This window comes from Lysobacter hankyongensis, from assembly GCF_039543145.1.
GTDB lineage: Bacteria > Pseudomonadota > Gammaproteobacteria > Xanthomonadales > Xanthomonadaceae > Lysobacter_I > Lysobacter_I hankyongensis.
The window spans coordinates 217,689-234,534 of the sequence record NZ_BAABJE010000030.1 but is presented as its reverse complement, the minus strand read 5'-3'; the positions used below and the strand labels follow the sequence as shown (position 1 = coordinate 234,534).

The window sequence follows — 16,846 nt, the reverse complement described above, 5'->3', positions numbered from 1 at the left end:
TGGTTTCGCGGGCAACTGGTAAGATTCGCGCTTCGTTTCGACGGACGCCACGATGGCCGACACGCTCCGCCCCGCCTTTCACGGTTTCGAACAGATTCCGCTGCGCGAATATGCCGAACGCGCCTATCTCGACTATTCGATGTACGTGGTCCTCGACCGCGCCCTGCCCTTCCTCGGCGACGGCCTGAAACCGGTGCAGCGGCGGATCATCTATTCGATGAGCGAGCTGGGTCTCAACGCGGGCGCCAAACCGAAGAAATCGGCACGCACCGTCGGCGATGTGATCGGCAAATACCATCCGCACGGCGACAGCGCCTGCTACGAAGCGCTGGTGCTGATGGCGCAGCCGTTCTCCTACCGCTATCCGCTGATCGACGGCCAGGGCAACTTCGGTTCCAGCGACGACCCGAAATCGTTCGCGGCGATGCGCTACACCGAATCCAAGCTCACGCCGATCGCCGAAGTGCTGCTCGGCGAACTCGGTCAGGGCACGGTCGACTGGGACCCGAACTTCGACGGCACCCTGGAAGAGCCGACCTGGCTGCCCGCACGGTTGCCGCATCTGCTGCTCAACGGCACCACCGGCATCGCGGTGGGCATGGCCACCGACGTGCCGCCGCACAACCTCAACGAGATCGTCAGCGCCTGCGTGCGCCTGCTCGACGATCCCGATGCGACCGTGCGCGACCTCTGCGAGCACGTGCGGGGCCCGGACTACCCGACCACCGCGGAGATCATCACCCCCGTCGCCGACCTGCAGGCGATGTACGAAACCGGCCACGGCAGCGTGCGCGCCCGCGCCACCTTCGTGCGGGAACAGCAGAACATCGTGATCACCGCGCTGCCCTACCAGGTCAGCCCGAGCAAGGTGATCGAACAGATCGCGCAGCAGATGCGCGCGAAGAAGCTGCCTTGGCTGGAAGACATCCGCGACGAATCCGACCACGCCAACCCGACCCGGATCGTGCTGATCCCGCGCAGCAACCGCGTCGATGTCGAACAGCTCATGGGGCATCTGTTCGTCACCACCGACCTGGAAAAAAGCTATCGCGTCAACATGAACGTGATCGGCCTCGACGGCCGCCCGCAGGTCAAAAACCTGAAAATGCTGCTCGGCGAGTGGCTGGCGTTCCGCAGCGACACCGTGACCCGGCGCCTGAAGCATCGTCTGGAAAAGGTGGAGCGCAGGCTGCACCTGCTGGAAGGCCTGCTGGTCGCGTTCCTCAATCTCGATGAAGTCATCCGCATCATCCGCACCGAGGACGAGCCGAAACCCGCGCTGATCGCGCGCTTCGGCCTGAGCGAGGACCAGGCCGACTACATCCTCGACACCAAGCTCAAACAGTTGGCGCGCCTGGAAGAAATGAAGATCCGCGGCGAGCAGGACGAACTCGCCGCCGAGCGCGACAAACTGATGTCGATCCTCGACAGCAAATCGAAGCTCAAGAAACTGCTGAAGGACGAACTGCTGGCCGACGCGAAGAAATTCGGCGACGCGCGGATGTCGCCGCTGGTCGCGCGCGAAGCCGCGCAGGCCATCGACGAGACCGAACTGGTCGCCAGCGAACCGATGACGATCGTACTGAGCGAGAAGGGCTGGATCCGCGCGGCCAAGGGCCACGACATCGACGCCGCCGCGCTGAGCTATCGCGACGGCGACAGCCTGCTGTGCGCGGTGCGCGGCCGCAGCACCCAGCAGGTCGCGTTCCTCGACGGCACCGGCCGCAGCTATTCGTCGCTGGCGCATACCCTGCCCTCGGCGCGCGGCAACGGCGAGCCGCTGACCGGGCGGTTCTCGCCGCCGGCAGGCACGGGATTCCAGACCATGGCCACCGGCGGCAACGACGACCGCTTCGTGTTGGCGTCGTCGCACGGCTACGGTTTCGTCACCCGCTTCGAGAACCTCACCGGCCGCAACAAGGCAGGCAAGGCGATGCTCTCGCTCACGCCGGGCTCGACCGTGCTGACGCCGGTGCAGGCCGGCAATATCGATACCGACCGGATCGTCGCGGTCACCAGCGCCGGCCATCTGCTGGCATTCCCGCTCGCGGAACTGCCGGAACTCGACAAGGGCAAAGGCAACAAGATCATCGAGATCCCGAAGGCCAAGCGCGGCACCGAACGCGTGGTCGCGCTGGCGGTGGTGCCGCCGGGCGGCACGCTGACGGTGAAATCCGGCACCCGCACGATGTCGCTGTCGTTCAAGGAGCTCGATCCCTACATCGGCGCCCGCGGCAGTCGCGGCGGTCTGCTGCCGCGCGGCTGGCAGAAGGTCGACGCGCTCGGCGTGGAATGATGGATCCCGACTTCTGGCGCCGGCGCTGGCAGGACAACGAGATCGGCTTTCACCAGGCCGAACCGACGCCGCTGCTGCAGAAACACTGGCCCGCGATCGGCGCACCGGCGGGCGGCAAGGTCTTTGTGCCGCTCGCGGGCAAGTCGGTGGACATGCTTTGGTTCGCGGCGCAGGGCCATCGCGTGCTCGGCGTGGAGCTGTCGCCGCTCGCCGTGGCGCAGTTCTTCGACGAGCACGCATTGCAGCCCGAGATCTTCGAAACGCGCTATGGCATCCACCATCGCGCCGGCGACATCGAACTGATCTGCGGCGACGCGTTCGCGCTCGACGCGACCATCCTCGCCGACTGCAGCGCGGTCTTCGATCGCGCCGCGCTGATCGCATTGCCGCCGGCATTGCGCGAGCGCTACGTCGCCGAACTGCATCCGCGGTTGCCCGCGGATTGCCGCGGCCTGCTGATCACCCTCGAATATCCGCAGCACGAAAAGGCCGGCCCGCCGTTCCCGGTCGTCGAAGCCGAAGTGCGCGAACGCTACGGCCCGCAGTGGTCGGTCGAATTGCTGGAACGCCGCGACATCCTCGCGACCCAGCCGCGATTCGTCGAGGACGGGGTCACCGCGCTGGACACCTGCGTGTACCGGCTGTCGCGGCGCCGGACCGCCGCCGGTTGACGACGACCGGCAGCCGCGCCGGCGTCGCATCGCCGCCACACGCAACCGGGTAAGATCGCCCGACCGCGGCGCCACCGTCGCGACTCCCGAACGGATGCCATGAGACCGATTGCGCCGCTGCCCCCCATCGACCCGGATCCGCCCTCGCATTGCGGCGTGTGCGGCGCGACAGGGCCGGTCCTGCTGGGACACAAGGAATTCGCGCGCAGCGGCAACGACCACTTCGCGGGCGCGCGCCAGTTCGCGGACACCGGCGTGCAGATTCCCTACCACCGCTGCCGCGATTGCGGGCTGGTGTTCACCGCGGCGCTCGACCGCTGGACGCGAGACGATTTCGCGCGCCACATCTACAACGACGACTACATCTTCTGCGACCCGCCGTTCGTCGAAGAACGACCGCTGCGCAACGCGGCGATCATCGCGGGCATCTGGCATTACGAGGCCGCGAGCCGCAGCGTGCTCGATGTCGGCGGCGGCAACGGCCGGATGGCGGCCGAACTGCGCGCACGCGGCTTCGATGCGGCCAGCTACGACGCCTTTCATCACGATAACGGCTGCCACGATGACGGTCGCCACGACGCCGCGCCGCCCGATCGGCGTTTCGGGCTGGTCTGCAGCTTCGAAGTGATCGAGCACGTTCCGCACCGCGACCAGGCGGACTGGATCGCCGATTTCGCGTCGCGGATGGCGCCCTCGGCGATCGGTCTGCTCGGCACCGAGCTGGCGTTCGAACCGGTCGACATCGAACACTGGTATTTCTCCCCGCGCAACGGCCACATCACCGTGCACACCGCGGACAGCCTCGATCGGCTGCTCCGCCCGCACGCGCTGTGCGCCGCTTCCATCGCCAACGGCCTGCATCTGATCCGGCGCACGGCATGAGCCGCGCCGCACGGACGCATCGCCCGCACTTCCGAGGACCTTCCGCATGCTGAAATGGCTCAAACGCATCGCCCTGCTCCTGCTGCTGATCGCAGTCGCGGGCGCGGGTACCGGTTGGTGGCTGGTGCGCGGCAGTCTCGCGTCCCTGGACGGCGAACTCGCGCTGGATGGCCTCTCCGCGCCGGTCACGGTGCAGCGCGACGCCAACGGCACCGTCACCATCGACGCCGCCAACGAGACCGATGCGATGCGCGCGCTGGGCTACGTGCATGCGCAGGAGCGCTATTTCGAAATGGATCTGATGCGTCGCGTCGCCGCCGGCGAGCTGTCGGCGCTGTTCGGCCCGATCGCGATCGAAAAGGACAAGCAGCAGCGCGTGCATCGCATCCGTGCGCGCGTGCAGGCGGATCTCGCATCGATGGCCGACGGCAAGCGCCCGCAGCTGGAAGCCTATACCGCCGGTGCGAACGCCGGGCTCGCCGCGCTGCGCACCCGGCCGTGGCCGTATCTGCTGCTGCGGCAGACGCCGGAGCCCTGGAAGCTCGAAGACGCTGCGCTGGTCGGCTATGCGATGTATTTCGACCTGCAGGACGCAAGCAATGCGCGCGAACTGGCGATGTGGCGGATCAAGCCGCATCTGCCGCCCGCGCTGTACGCGCTGCTCGCACGCGACGGCACGCGCTGGGACGCACCGCTGATGGGCACGGCGCGCGGCGACGCGGTGCTGCCCACGGCCGACGAAGTCGATCTGCGCAAGCTGCCCGGCCCGCCCGGCGAACGCCACGGCGTGGCCGCGGACGACATCGTGCCGGGCAGCAACAACTTCGCGGTGAGCGGCGCGCTCACCGCCGACGGGCGCGCGATCGTCGCCAACGACATGCACCTCGGCCTGCGCGCGCCGAACATCTGGTTCCGCGCGCGCCTGCGCTATGCCGATGCGCGCGCGACCGGCGGCAAGGTCGACGTCACCGGCTTCACCCTGCCCGGTCTGCCGGCGATGGTGGTCGGCAGCAACACCCATGTGGCCTGGGCCTTCACCAACAGTTACGCCGACACCGCGGACTGGCGCATCCACACCGCCTGCGGCGGCGCGAATACCGACGCATCTGTCGACGCATCCACCTGCGTGAAACCGAAGTCGCATGCCGAAGTGATCGCCGTCGCCGGCGGCGCGCCGGTGGAATTCGAGGTCGAGGAAACCGACTGGGGGCCGGTGCTGCATCGCGAGGGCGATCGTCTGTTCGCGCTGCGCTGGAACGCGCATGCGAAGGGCGCGCTCGGGTTCGGCCTGACCGAATTCCCGATCGCGCGCGATCTCGATCACGTACTGGCGCTGGCCGACCGCAGCGCGGTGCCGGCGCAGAACCTCGTCGTCGGCGACGCCAGCGGCCGCATCGCATGGCGGCTGATCGGCCCGCTGGCGCAGCGCGCGCCGGGATGCGCTGCCGATGAACCGCGGACCGATCTCGAACAGGCGGCGGTCTGCGCACCCTGGGCCGTCGCCACCGATCGATCGCCGAAGCTGATCGATCCCGCCGCGCACCGGCTGTGGACCGCCAACCACCGGACTTTGGACGGCGCCGCGCTGGCCCAGGTGGGCGACGGCGGCTTCGCCTTCGGCGCGCGCGCGCGGCAGATCCGCAACGATCTGTTCGCACGCGAACGGTTCACCGAGCGCGATCTGCTCGCGGTGCAGCTCGACGACCGCGCCGTGTTCCTCGGCGAATGGCACGCGCTGCTGCGCGACACCGCCGCGCGCGCGAAAACGCCGGCCCTGACCGAACTGGCCGCCGCGTCGACACGCTGGGAAGGACGCGCCAGCCAGGATTCGGTGAGCTATCGCATCGTCCGCGCATGGCGGCTCGCGGTGCACGAACGCGTCGCCGAAGGCCTGACCGCACCCGCGCATGCGGCGCTGGGCGAAGCCTTCGAGATGCCGCCCTTCCAGCAACTGGAGGGCGTGGTGTGGCCGCTGCTGCTGCAACGTCCGGCGCATCTGCTGTCGCGCAAGTACGCGAGCTGGGACGCGCTGCTGGAAGACGCCGCGAAAGAGATCCGCGACGAACTCAAAGCGCAGGGCCCGATCTCCGCGCGTACCTGGGGCGAGCGCAACACCGCCACGATCTGCCATCCGCTGGCGAAAGCCATCCCTCTGGTCGGCAAGCGCCTGCTGTGCATGCCGCCCGATCGACTCGCCGGCGACGGCGGCATGCCGCGCGTGGTCGGCCCCGATTTCGGCGCCTCCGAGCGCATGGTGGTCGCGCCCGGACACGAAGCCGACGGCATCACCCACATGCCCGGCGGCCAGAGCGGACATTTCCTGTCGCCGTTCTGGGGCGCGGGCCACGACGACTGGGTGCAGGGACGGTCGACGCCGTTCCTGCCGGGCACGACCGTGTACACGTTGAAACTCGCGCCTTCGCGATAGCAGCCGCTGTAGGAGGGCCTTCAGGCCCGAGCTTTTTGCCGTTGCCGAAAGAGCTCGGGCCTGAAGGCCCTCCTACGCCTGAAGGTCCTCCTACGGCAGGATCACGCGCTTGCCAGCGCCGCCTGATGCACGCCCGCCACCGCGCGACCCGACGGGTCCGCAGCGTTCGCGAACGCGGCATCCCAGGCGATCGCGGCCGGCGACGAACAGGCGATCGACTTGCCGCCCGGCACCGTGTGCGCGCAGCCGTCGCCGGGGAACGCTTCGTCGAAGATCCGGCGATAGAAATACGCTTCCTTCGTCTGCGGCGGGTTGATCGGGAAGCGCTGCGCGGCCGCGGCGAAATCGGCGTCGTTCACATGCGCTTCGGCATGCGCCTTCAGCCCGTCGATCCAACCGTAGCCGACGCCGTCGCTGAACTGTTCCTTCTGCCGCCACAGGATCTCCTCGGGCAGATAGCCCTCGAAGGCTTCGCGCAGCACCGCCTTCTCGATCCTGCGCGAGCCGTCCGCCTGCACGCCCGCCATCTTCGCGGTGGCATCCATCCGCATCGCCACATCGAGGAATTCGGTATCGAGGAACGGCACCCGCGCCTCCACGCCCCAGGCCATCATCGATTTGTTCGCGCGCAGGCAATCGTAGTTGTACAGCGCATCGAGCTTGCGGATGGTTTCGGCATGGAATTCGCGCGCGTTCGGCGCCTTGTGGAAATACAGATAACCGCCGAAGACCTCGTCGCTGCCCTCGCCCGAGAGCACCATCTTCACGCCCATCGCCTTGATCCGGCGCGCGAGCAGGAACATCGGCGTGGACGCGCGGATCGTGGTCACGTCGTAGGTCTCGACGTGGCGGATCACTTCCGGCAGCGCGTCCAGCCCTTCCTCGAAGGTATAGGTGAAGCCGTGATGCACCGTGCCCAGCGCCTTCGCCGCGACTTCGGCGGCGGCGAGATCCGGCGAGCCCTTGAGACCGATGGCGAAGGAATGCAGCCGCGGCCACCACGCCTCGCTCTGGTCGCCGTCCTCGACGCGGCGGCGGGCGAAGCGCGCGGCGCAGGCCGCGACCAGCGAGGAATCCAGTCCGCCCGACAGCAGCACGCCGTAGGGCACGTCGCTCATCAACTGCCGATGCACGGCGGCCTCGAAGGCTTCGCGCAGTTCGCGCGGCGACACCTGGACGCCGACGGTCGCGTCGTGATCGCGCCATGCGCGTTCGTAGTAACGATGCAGCTCGCCGGTGGCGCTGTCGAACCAGTGACCCGGCGGGAACTGGGCGACATCGTCGCAGACCCGCACCAGCGCCTTCATTTCCGACGCCACCCAGACCCGACCGTCGGCGTCGTGGCCCCAGTACAGCGGACACACGCCGATGGGATCGCGGGCGATGATGAAGCGGCCGGCGGCGCGATCCCACAGCACGAAGGCGAAAATGCCGTTGAGGCGATCCAGCCAGGCGCCGATGTCGCCGGCGTCGCGTGCCTTGCTCTCGGCGTAGAGCGCGTTGATCACTTCGCAATCGGAACCGGTCTGGAACGCGTACGGCTTGCGCAGCGCGCCTTCGAGCGCGCGATGGTTGTAGATCTCGCCGTTCACGGCCAGGGTCAGATCGCCGTCTTCCGAATGCAGCGGCTGGGCGCCGCCGGCGGGATCGACGATCGCCAGACGCTCATGCACCAGCAGCGCGCGCGGTTCGACGTGCACGCCGGACCAGTCGGGACCGCGATGCCGTTGTCGCGCGGAGAGCGACAGCGCGAGCGGTCGGAGCGGGCCGAGATCGGCACCGGGACGCAGATCGAACACACCGAGAATCGAACACATGGGAGAACTCCTGAGGGGGTTTCTGTTTCCCCGGGTCCGAAAGCGCGAAACCCGCGCTTTCGGCGCGGGTTTCTGGGACTGGGCGGTATCGCTGGAACTTATGCCTGGTCGCCGTTTCGCCTCGCGCGCACGGTGTTTCCGCAATTATTGTTGCGGTTGTTCGAGCGATTGCGATTGGAGGAACGGCGGGTCATGGCCCAACCCTAACCCGCGCCCCGCGACGATTGCAAGCCCGGGCGCCCGAAAACGATGCCATGCCGCCGGCACGCCGCAGGCGCCGGCCTCAGAGCGCCGCCAGCGCCTCGCGGACGGCGGACAGCGCGCGCTGGATCTGCACCGGGTCTTCGGGCGCATGCGCCTGCCCCGGCAGTTCGACCAGGGTGCAGGCGTTGCCGAGCGCACGCAGCGCGGCGCAGGCGCGACGCGACTGCTCGACCGGCACGATCTCGTCGGCGCTGCCATGCACGATCAGCGTCGGCGGCATGCCGCGGACGAGGTGATGCTGCGGCGAAGCGGCGCGTGCGAGTTGGCCATCGAGCAGCTTCGCCACCGTCGGCCGCACCCAGTCGGGCCCGTCGTCGGGCAACGGCCCGAGGTCCCACGGCCCCCACAGCACGATCAATCGCGCCGGACGCTTCGCCGGATCGGGATCGCGCGCGGCCCACGCCGCGAGGTGGCCGCCGGCGGAACCGCCGAGCAGCGCGATCCGCCGCGGATCGATGCCGAGCTCGCCGGCATGCGCACGCAGCCACGCCAGCACCTCGGCGACGTCATCGGCCGGCATCGGCCATCGCACGCCGTCCTGCGAGGTCAGCCGGTAATCCATGCTGAAGGCGACCACGCCCTCGCGCGCGGCGAGCATCGCCAGATCGCGCAGTTCCCCGCGATCGCCCGCGGCCCAGCCGCCGCCATGGATCATCAGCACCGCGGGACGCGCCGTACGTTCCGCGACATTCGCGGGTTCGTAGACATCGACCGCCAGCCGGTGCGCGCCGACGCGCTCAGTGCGGGTCGCATCGGCGGTCGCGCGCCCGCAAGACGCGAGCGACGACACCCACAGCAGCGCCCACAGGAGGCGCATCGGCGTCATCGCGCCACCAGCATCCGTTCGATGATCGCGAAATACAGGTCGGGCAGCCGTTCGAGATCGGCGACCGACACATGCTCGTCGACCTTGTGGATGCTGGCGTTGACCGGACCGATCTCGACGCACTGCGCGCCGAGCGGCGCGATGAAACGCGCGTCCGAGGTGCCGCCCGCGGTGTTCTCCTCCGGCGGCGCGCCGGCGAACGCGGTCAGCACGTTGCGCGCGGCCGCGCGCAACGGACCTTCCGGGGTGTAGAACGGCTCGCCGCCGCGGTGCCAGCGGATCTGATACTCGAGGCCATGCCCGCGCAGGATCGCATCGCACTGCGCTTCGAGCCGCTCCGCGGTCCAGGTCGGGTTGTAGCGGAGATTGAACAGCACCTGCAATTCGCCGGGAATCACGTTGTTGGCGCCGGTGCCGGCATGGATGTTGCTGATCTGCAGGCTGGTCGGCGGAAAATTCTCGTAACCCTCGTCCCAGCGCCACGCGGCGAGCTGCGCCAACGCCGGCATCGCCTGATGGATCGGATTGCGCGCCTTCTCCGGATAGGCCACGTGGCCCTGGATGCCCTTCACGGTCAGAGTCGCCGACAGCGTCCCGCGCCGACCGACCCGCAGCAGATCGCCGAGCACGCTCTTCGATGACGGCTCACCGGTGATGCACCAATCGATGCGCTGGCCGCGCTCGCGGAAGACGTTCGCGACCTTCGGCACGCCGTCGATGGCATCGCCCTCTTCGTCCGAGGTCAACAACAGCCCGACGGTTCCGGCATGGTCCGGATGCGCGGCGACGAAACGTTCCAGCGCGACCACGAACGCGGCGACGCTGCCCTTCATGTCGGCCGTGCCGCGACCGTAGAGATTTCCGTCGCGCACGGTGGGCACGAAAGGATCGCTGGCCCACTGGTCGATCGGTCCCGGCGGAACGACATCGGTGTGTCCAAGCAGCACCAGTACCGGCCCGGCGTCTCCGTCGCGTCCCGCATGCGTGGCCCAGAGATTGTCGGTCCGGCCGAAGCGCAGATGCTCGCAGCGGAAACCCGCGCGTTCCAGCCGCGCCGCGAGCAGCGACTGGCAGCCGGCGTCCTCGGTGGTGATCGAACGGCGCGCGACCAGATCGCAGGTGAGATCGAACACGTCCGACATCAGCCGACTCCGAAGCGTTTCTTGAAACCGTTATCGCTGAAACCCTGGCTGACGACGCCGTCGTCGGTCACGACGACCGGCCGCCGGATCAGCTGCGGATACTCCTTCAGCAACAGCTTCCACTCCGCGTCCGAACCCGGCGTTTTGCGGTTGTCGGGCAACTGCCGCCAGGTGGTCGACGACTTGTTGATCATCGCCTCCCAACCGCCGAGCGCCTCCTTCCACGCGACCAGGGTCTCCGGCGTTTGCCGGTGGTCGCGGTAATCGATGAAGTCGTGCGCGATCTCGAAGCGCTTCAGCCAGTTCAGGGCTTTCTTGCAGGTGTCGCAGTTGTTCAGGCCGTAGAGGGTGGTCATGGCAGGTGGTATCCGTGAAGACTGTGACGAGCAATGTGCGGCGGACTATACCGCGACCTGCGCACCTGAAAGTTCACCATGCAATCGTCTGCCGATTGACGCGCTTCCAAAGTGCGGAGAAAGGAGAGCCCAACTCCCAACGGAGGAATTCCGGATCATTGCGCGGGAAGAAGCAGAATCGGACCGTGCGGCCATTCACGCGACAATCCATCTTGACGAGATCGCGCATCCAGTGGAGCGAGCTGTCATGAACGGATTTCACATCGGTCATACGCAGGGAAATCTCGCGGCCATCGCACAGAACCACGATGCGATCGGGGTACAGCAGCGCGACTTCGCACAAACCGGCGATATCCCAACGAAACATGGCGAAGGACGGAATCGCGACGAAAACGGCAACACAAAAACCGTCGAGCATGTACGCAAGGCCAGCGCCGGTGCCGAGCCTCAGCGCCGAAACCACTCCGACGACCAGGGAAAGCACCAGGATCATCAACGGCACCAGCAGCCAGACACGGCGGCACCAGTACAGCTCCGCCTCCGGAACCGAGAGCCGAATCGGTACGGCAGGCATCTTCGTCACATTCAATCCGCCAAACCGCGCAGCAGATCGTTGATCGACGTCTTGCTCCGCGTCTTCTCGTCGACCTGCTTGACGATCACCGCGCAGTACAGCGAATGCGAACCGTCAGCGGCCGGCAACTGTCCCGAGACCACGACGCTGCCCGGCGGCACCGAACCGTAGGAAATTTCGCCGGTGGCGCGGTTGTAGACGCGGGTGCTCTGGCCCAGGAACACGCCCATGCCGATCACGCTGTGATGACCGACGACGAAGCCCTCGACCACTTCCGAACGCGCGCCGATGAAGCAGTGGTCCTCGATGATCGTCGGCGAGGCCTGCAGCGGTTCGAGCACGCCGCCGATGCCGGCGCCGCCGGAGAGGTGGCAATGCTTGCCGATCTGCGCGCAGCTGCCGACCGTGGCCCAGGTGTCGACCATCGTGCCCTCGCCCACGTAGGCGCCGATGTTCACGAAGCTCGGCATCAGCACCACGTCGCGGGCGATGTGCGCGCCGCGACGCGCGATCGCCCCCGGCACCACGCGCACGCCGAGGCTGCGGAACCGCGCCTCGTCGTAGCCCTCGAACCGCGCCGGCACCTTGTCCCAGAACGGCGCCGGCTGCGCGTCGATCAACTGCATATCCTGGGTGCGGAAGAACAGCAGCACCGCTTTCTTCAGCCATTCGTTGACGGTCCAGCCGCCGGCGTCGTTCGGCGCGGCCACGCGGAATTCGCCGGATTCGAGCCCGGCAATGGCGCGATCGACCGCGGGGCGTACGCGATCGGCGATCTCTTCCGCGGTCAATTCCGCGCGGCGCTCCCAGGCGCTGTCGATGAGGGACTGCAGTTCGGTGGGGGACTCGGTGTTCATGCGGCGGGATATCTTCTTCGTGGGGAGTGGCGATACGGAAAATTCGGAATCCGGGACCGATGCGTCGACGGATTCATGGCGGCGACGCGGCGTCGAGCGCGGCGCGCAGCGCTTCGCGCAGGGCCTCGCTGCGGGTGTCGTCCAGCGGACGGTCGTCGGCGTCGGCGATGAGGAACAGATCTTCCGCGCGCTCGCCGAAGGTGGCGATGCGCGCGTCGTGGACGCGCACATGCTGCTGACGCAGCACGTGGGTCACATCGGCGAGCAGGCCGGGGCGATCGGTGCAGATCAGGCTCATCCGCGTGCGCTGGCCGTTGGCCGCGGGCTCCAGCCCGATCCGCGGTGCGATGCGGAAATGCTTCAGATGCCGCGGCTGGGTGCGCCGCGACGGCAGCAGGCGGTCGAGATCGCCGGCCAGCGCGCGCTGCAGCGCGACCTCGATCTGCGCCGGCGCGGGCGGGTTCTGCGGATCGCTCGGCAACACCTGGAAGGTGTCGAAAATGCTGCCGCCGGGGCCGTCCAGCGCGCGCGCCTGCTGGATCGCGAGACCCAGGCGATCGAGGGTGATGACGATCGCCGCGAACAGACCGTCACGGTCGGGCGTGCGCACGAACACCTCATAACCGCCGGCATCGCCGCGCAGCAGCCGCGCACCGACCACGGTGGCGGCGCTGTCGGCGCCGTACAGCGCCGCGGCCTGCCATGCGATCTGGTCGGGTCGGCTGCGCAGGAAATTCTCGTCGGGCATGCACGCGAACAGCGCGTCGATGTCGGCGTCGGTAAAGCCGTCGGCCACGAGCAGGTTGCGGGCAGTCACCTGGTTTTCGGCGATGCGTTCGCCGGCCGCCACCGGATGCTCCAGCCCGCGGCGCAGTGCGAAGCGCGTGGCCGTGTGCAGATCGGCCAGCAGCCGATCCTTCCAGGCGTTCCACAGCTTCGGCGAAGTGCCGGCGATGTCGGCGCAGGTCAGCAGATAGAGGTGATCGAGGCGCTGGCGATCGGCGACCGCGGTGGCGAAACGATGGATCACTTCCGGATCGGTGATGTCCTGTTTCTGCGCGGTCACCGACATCAGCAGATGCTTGCGCACCAGCCATTCGACCAGCGCGGTATCGGCTTCGGACAGACCGTGCGCTTCGCAGAATTCGCGCGCGTCGACGGCGCCGAGTTCGGAATGATCGCCGCCGCGGCCCTTGCCGATATCGTGGAACAGGCCGGCGAGCAGCAGCAGTTCCGGCTTGCGCAGCGAGGGCCACACCGTATGCGCGTTCGAGAATCGCTCGTCGCCGCTGCCGGCGGCGAAGATCGCGAGATTGCGCAGCACCGCGAGCGTGTGCTGGTCGACGGTATAGACATGGAACAGATCGAACTGCATCCGCCCCGAGACCTGCGCGAACGCCGGAATCCAGCGCCCGAGCACGCCCAGCCGCGCCATTCGCTCCAGCACCTTCACCGGTTGCGGCCCGCGCAGCAGCGCCATGAAGCGTTCGCGCAGCGCCGGTGCCGCCTCGTCGTAGGCCGGGATCTTCGGCAGAGTCTCGGCCAGCGCCCATGCGGTCATCGAATGCAGGCCACGGCTTTCCGGGTGCGCCGCCCACACGCCGAACAGTTCGAAGACTTCGGCCGCGCCCTGCTGCAACCAGGCGCGATCGCGCGCGGCGACATAGCCGCGGCGCAATTCGAAGCGCTCGTCCAGCGGCAGCGTTTCGCCGGCGCCTTCGAGCTGTTCCTCGAACCGCTGCAACAGACGGTCGTTGATGCGCAGCACCCGTCCGGCGCTGCGATAGAAGCCCTGCATCATCTGTTCGACCGCGAGGCTGTCGGCATCGTCGGTATGCCCGAGCCGCGTGGCCAGCGGTTTCTGGTAATCGAAACGCAGCCGCTCCTCGCGACGGCCGGCGACCAGATGCAGGCCGAACCGCAGCCGCGACAGCGCCTTGCGCTCGCGCTCGAGCGTATCGAACTCCACCGCACCGATCTGGCCGAAGGTCAGCATCGACTCGAGATTGCCGCTGCCCAGCAACCGCTGCGCCATCCAGCGCAGGGTCTGGATGTCGCGCAGGCCGCCCGGGCCGTCCTTGAGGTTGGGTTCGAGATTGTCGGCGGTGTCGCCGAAGCGCGCATGGCGCTGGCGCTGTTCTTCGACCTTGACCCGGAAGAACGCGCGCGCCGGCCACACCCGGTCCGGCGCGATCGCCGCGCGCAGCGCCTGCCGTGCAGCGTCGTCGGCCACCAGACCGCGCCATTCCATCAAGGCGGTCAATACGGTCTGGTCGGCGGCGGCTTCGGTGCACTGCGCCGGCGAACGCACCGCCTGGCTCGCCTGCAGGCCCGCATCCCACAGCAACGCGAGAAAACGCGCCAGCGCGTCGCGATGCGCCTGCTGTGCGACCTCCTCGCCCAGCACCAGCAGATCGATGTCGGACTGCGGAAACAGTTCGCCGCGGCCATACCCGCCGACCGCGAACAACGAGAGTCCGGCGTCCGCGGCAATGCAGCGCGCCCAGGCCTCGCGGATCGCGGCATCGACCGCACCGGCACGGCCGGCGACCAGCGCATCGACCTCTTCGCCGCGATCGAAGCGCGCCGCAAGCGCCGCGTCGCTGCGCGCCAGCGCGGCGCGTGCGGCGGCCGCCCAGGCGGCGTCGCCGTCGGGCGTGGAAGGAGGAGAACTGCCGTCCGCGGGGGGCTGGGCAGCGGCGTTCATCGGCTCAGAGGTCGTTGTCGTCGCCGGGCAGGCGGGTGAGGATCTCGACGCCGGTCTCGGTGACGGCGATGGTGTGTTCCCACTGCGCCGAAAGCTTGCGGTCCTTGGTCACCACGGTCCAGCCATCGGGCATCAACCGCGTGTGGCGGCTGCCTTCGTTGATCATCGGCTCGATCGTGAAGGTCATGCCCGGCTTCAGCACGATGCTGTCGCTGTGCGGCGTGTAGTAGTGCAGCACCTGCGGGTCTTCGTGATAGATGCGGCCGATGCCATGGCCACAATATTCGCGCACCACCGAAAAACGCTCGGATTCGGCGTAGGTCTGGATCGCGCGGCCGATATCGCCGAGGGTCGCGCCCGGCCTGACGGTGCGGATGCCGCGGAACATCGCTTCGCGGGTCACCTCGACCAGGCGCTTCGCCATCACCGAGGGCGTGCCGACGTAATACATGCGGCTGGTGTCGCCGTGCCAGCCGTCCTTGATGACGGTGACGTCGATGTTGATGATGTCGCCTTCCTTCAGCACCTTGGTCGGCCCGGGAATGCCGTGGCAGATCACGTTGTTGACGGAAGTGCAGACCGTGGCGGGGAAGCCGCGGTAGCCGACATTGGCGGGAATCGCCTGCTGCACGTTCACGATGTGGTCGTGGCAGACGCGGTCCAGATCGGCGGTGGTCGCGCCCGGCTTCACGTGCGGGGCGACGATCTGCAGCACCTCGGCGGCCAGCCGGCCGGCGATGCGCATGCGTTCGATGTCTTCGGGAGTCTTGATGGTCATGGCCATGGCGCGGATTATGGCCGATCCCGTCCCGCGGCGCCTCCCGGCTTGCCCGCAACCGGCCGTTCCGGCTAGAATTCCGCGGCTGTATGGGCCCCGGGCCCGATGCAGACCGTCCACGACGGACGTCACCGTCGAATCCACACCCGCCGCATCGATTCCGTACCGGGGTGTCCCGCGTCCTCCGAAGGTTCGCCTTCCGGGGCCCGGGATCTGGCTACGGCGCGACGGGGAGGCCCAACCCCGGAACCCGCGTCCCGCCGCCCGGCAGGCGCACCGCCCTCACCCAATCGCCATCAAGACGATCGCCGGCGGCCGGTTCCATCACATCGGAGTTTCGCAATGCCCCAGATCACCATGCGCCAGATGCTGGAAGCCGGCGTCCATTTCGGCCACCAGACCCGTTACTGGAACCCGAAGATGGGTCCGTACATCTTCGGCGCCCGCGGCAAGATCCACATCATCAACCTCGAGAAGACCGTTCCGCTGTTCAACGACGCGATGAACTTCATCTCGGGCGTGGCCCAGCGTCGCGGCGTCATCCTGTTCCTCGGCACCAAGCGCAGCGCGCGCGACACCGTGAAGGAAGAAGCCGAGCGTTGCGGCATGCCGTACATGACCCAGCGCTGGCTGGGCGGCACGCTGACCAACTTCCGCACCGTGAAGCAGTCGGTCGCCCGCCTGAAGGAACTGGAAGCCGGCGAAACCGACGGCACCTTCCAGAAGCTGGTCAAGCACGAAGTGCTGAACCTGCGTCGCGAGCGCGAAAAGCTGGACGCCTCGCTCGGCGGCATCAAGGACATGAACCGCCTGCCCGACGCGCTGTTCGTGATCGACATCGGCCATGAAGACATCGCGATCAAGGAAGCCAAGAAGCTCGGCATCCCGGTCATCGCCGTCGTCGACACCAACTACGATCCGAGCCTGGTCGACTACCCGATCCCGGGCAACGACGACGCCATCCGCGCCGTGCAGCTGTACGCCCGCGCCGCCGCCGACTCCGTGCTCGAAGGCAAGGCCGCCGCACCGTCGGCCGCTTCGGTCCGCGAAGAAGACTTCGGCGATGCCGACGGCGAAGGCAAGGGCGACAAGCGCGGTCCGCGCGGTCCGCGCGGCGCCGGCAAGAAGCCGGAAGGCAAGAAGCCCGAAGCCGCTGCCGACGCGCCGGCCGCCGAGTAATTCCACGGGGTCATTCCCGTGTCATGCGGCCGCGCGACCATGCGCGGCCGCTTCCCACATCAGTAGGAG

General features: G+C 68.0%; 13 protein-coding genes. 5 read left to right on the top strand and 8 right to left on the bottom strand.

Annotation, left to right across the window (positions count from 1 at the left end; genetic code table 11):
* Positions 1-52 precede the first annotated feature (52 nt).
* From parC to ABD974_RS19270, 4 genes are all read left to right on the top strand, one after another.
* Entirely contained in the window at positions 53-2,296 is a 2,244-nt protein-coding gene (gene parC / locus ABD974_RS19285; RefSeq protein WP_345304967.1) for a DNA topoisomerase IV subunit A, read from the top strand.
* Complete coding sequence (locus tag ABD974_RS19280) at positions 2,296-2,967, top strand: thiopurine S-methyltransferase (protein WP_345304966.1); 672 nt, start codon at positions 2,296-2,298, stop codon at positions 2,965-2,967. Before parC ends, ABD974_RS19280 begins: the two co-directional genes overlap by 1 nt.
* Positions 2,968-3,066: 99 nt before the next feature.
* Positions 3,067-3,849: a class I SAM-dependent methyltransferase gene (locus tag ABD974_RS19275; RefSeq protein ID WP_345304965.1), complete on the top strand. Its 783-nt coding sequence runs from the start codon at positions 3,067-3,069 to the stop codon at positions 3,847-3,849.
* A 46-nt stretch (positions 3,850-3,895) separates the two neighbouring features.
* Complete coding sequence (locus ABD974_RS19270) at positions 3,896-6,277, top strand: penicillin acylase family protein (protein WP_345304964.1); 2,382 nt, start codon at positions 3,896-3,898, stop codon at positions 6,275-6,277.
* Between the two features lie 101 nt (positions 6,278-6,378).
* Here the strand turns inward: ABD974_RS19270 and asnB are convergent, their stop codons facing one another.
* From asnB to map, 8 genes are all read right to left on the bottom strand, one after another.
* Positions 6,379-8,094: an asparagine synthase B gene (gene asnB / locus ABD974_RS19265; protein ID WP_345304963.1), complete on the bottom strand. Its 1,716-nt coding sequence runs from the start codon at positions 8,092-8,094 to the stop codon at positions 6,379-6,381.
* Positions 8,095-8,377: 283 nt separating this feature from the next.
* Positions 8,378-9,175 carry an alpha/beta hydrolase gene (locus tag ABD974_RS19260; protein ID WP_345304962.1) on the bottom strand — a complete coding sequence of 266 codons (798 nt, stop codon included), beginning with the start codon at positions 9,173-9,175 and terminating at the stop codon, positions 8,378-8,380.
* 5 nt (positions 9,176-9,180) lie between these two features.
* Positions 9,181-10,326 (bottom strand): succinyl-diaminopimelate desuccinylase, encoded by a 1,146-nt coding sequence (gene dapE / locus ABD974_RS19255; protein ID WP_345304961.1) that lies wholly within the window; start codon positions 10,324-10,326, stop codon positions 9,181-9,183.
* Positions 10,326-10,682 carry a Spx/MgsR family RNA polymerase-binding regulatory protein gene (locus tag ABD974_RS19250; RefSeq protein WP_345304960.1) on the bottom strand — a complete coding sequence of 119 codons (357 nt, stop codon included), beginning with the start codon at positions 10,680-10,682 and terminating at the stop codon, positions 10,326-10,328. The genes dapE and ABD974_RS19250 overlap by 1 nt, the downstream gene beginning before the upstream one ends.
* Positions 10,683-10,755: 73 nt before the next feature.
* The gene (locus tag ABD974_RS19245; RefSeq protein ID WP_345304959.1) at positions 10,756-11,265 is read right to left on the bottom strand and encodes a hypothetical protein; all 510 of its coding nucleotides are present in this window, start codon (positions 11,263-11,265) and stop codon (positions 10,756-10,758) included.
* A 2-nt stretch (positions 11,266-11,267) separates the two neighbouring features.
* A complete protein-coding gene (dapD, locus tag ABD974_RS19240) occupies positions 11,268-12,293 on the bottom strand; it encodes a 2,3,4,5-tetrahydropyridine-2,6-dicarboxylate N-succinyltransferase (protein WP_345305009.1) in 1,026 nt (341 codons plus the stop codon).
* Complete coding sequence (gene glnD / locus ABD974_RS19235; RefSeq protein WP_345304958.1) at positions 12,187-14,820, bottom strand: [protein-PII] uridylyltransferase; 2,634 nt, start codon at positions 14,818-14,820, stop codon at positions 12,187-12,189. The genes dapD and glnD overlap by 107 nt, the downstream gene beginning before the upstream one ends.
* A 4-nt stretch (positions 14,821-14,824) precedes the next feature.
* A complete protein-coding gene (map, locus tag ABD974_RS19230; RefSeq protein ID WP_345304957.1) occupies positions 14,825-15,604 on the bottom strand; it encodes a type I methionyl aminopeptidase in 780 nt (259 codons plus the stop codon).
* A 336-nt stretch (positions 15,605-15,940) separates the two neighbouring features.
* Here map and rpsB point away from each other — a divergent pair, with 336 nt between their 5' ends.
* On the top strand, positions 15,941-16,777 hold the full coding sequence (gene rpsB, locus ABD974_RS19225) for a 30S ribosomal protein S2 (protein WP_345304956.1): 837 nt from the start codon (positions 15,941-15,943) through the stop codon (positions 16,775-16,777).
* The last annotated feature ends 69 nt before the right edge of the window (positions 16,778-16,846 follow it).

Excerpts from the sequence above, each read along its gene's own strand:
- ABD974_RS19260 (WP_345304962.1), bottom strand. The coding sequence starts at position 9,175 with ATGCGCCTCCTGTGGGCGCTGCTGTGGGTGTCGTCGCTCGCGTCTTGC.
- rpsB (WP_345304956.1), top strand. The coding sequence starts at position 15,941 with ATGCCCCAGATCACCATGCGCCAGATGCTGGAAGCCGGCGTCCATTTC.
- asnB (WP_345304963.1), bottom strand. The coding sequence starts at position 8,094 with ATGTGTTCGATTCTCGGTGTGTTCGATCTGCGTCCCGGTGCCGATCTC.
- ABD974_RS19275 (WP_345304965.1), top strand. The coding sequence starts at position 3,067 with ATGAGACCGATTGCGCCGCTGCCCCCCATCGACCCGGATCCGCCCTCG.
- dapE (WP_345304961.1), bottom strand. The coding sequence starts at position 10,326 with ATGTCGGACGTGTTCGATCTCACCTGCGATCTGGTCGCGCGCCGTTCG.
- ABD974_RS19270 (WP_345304964.1), top strand. The coding sequence starts at position 3,896 with ATGCTGAAATGGCTCAAACGCATCGCCCTGCTCCTGCTGCTGATCGCA.
- ABD974_RS19250 (WP_345304960.1), bottom strand. The coding sequence starts at position 10,682 with ATGACCACCCTCTACGGCCTGAACAACTGCGACACCTGCAAGAAAGCC.
- parC (WP_345304967.1), top strand. The coding sequence starts at position 53 with ATGGCCGACACGCTCCGCCCCGCCTTTCACGGTTTCGAACAGATTCCG.
- map (WP_345304957.1), bottom strand. The coding sequence starts at position 15,604 with ATGGCCATGACCATCAAGACTCCCGAAGACATCGAACGCATGCGCATC.
- glnD (WP_345304958.1), bottom strand. The coding sequence starts at position 14,820 with ATGAACGCCGCTGCCCAGCCCCCCGCGGACGGCAGTTCTCCTCCTTCC.
- ABD974_RS19280 (WP_345304966.1), top strand. The coding sequence starts at position 2,296 with ATGGATCCCGACTTCTGGCGCCGGCGCTGGCAGGACAACGAGATCGGC.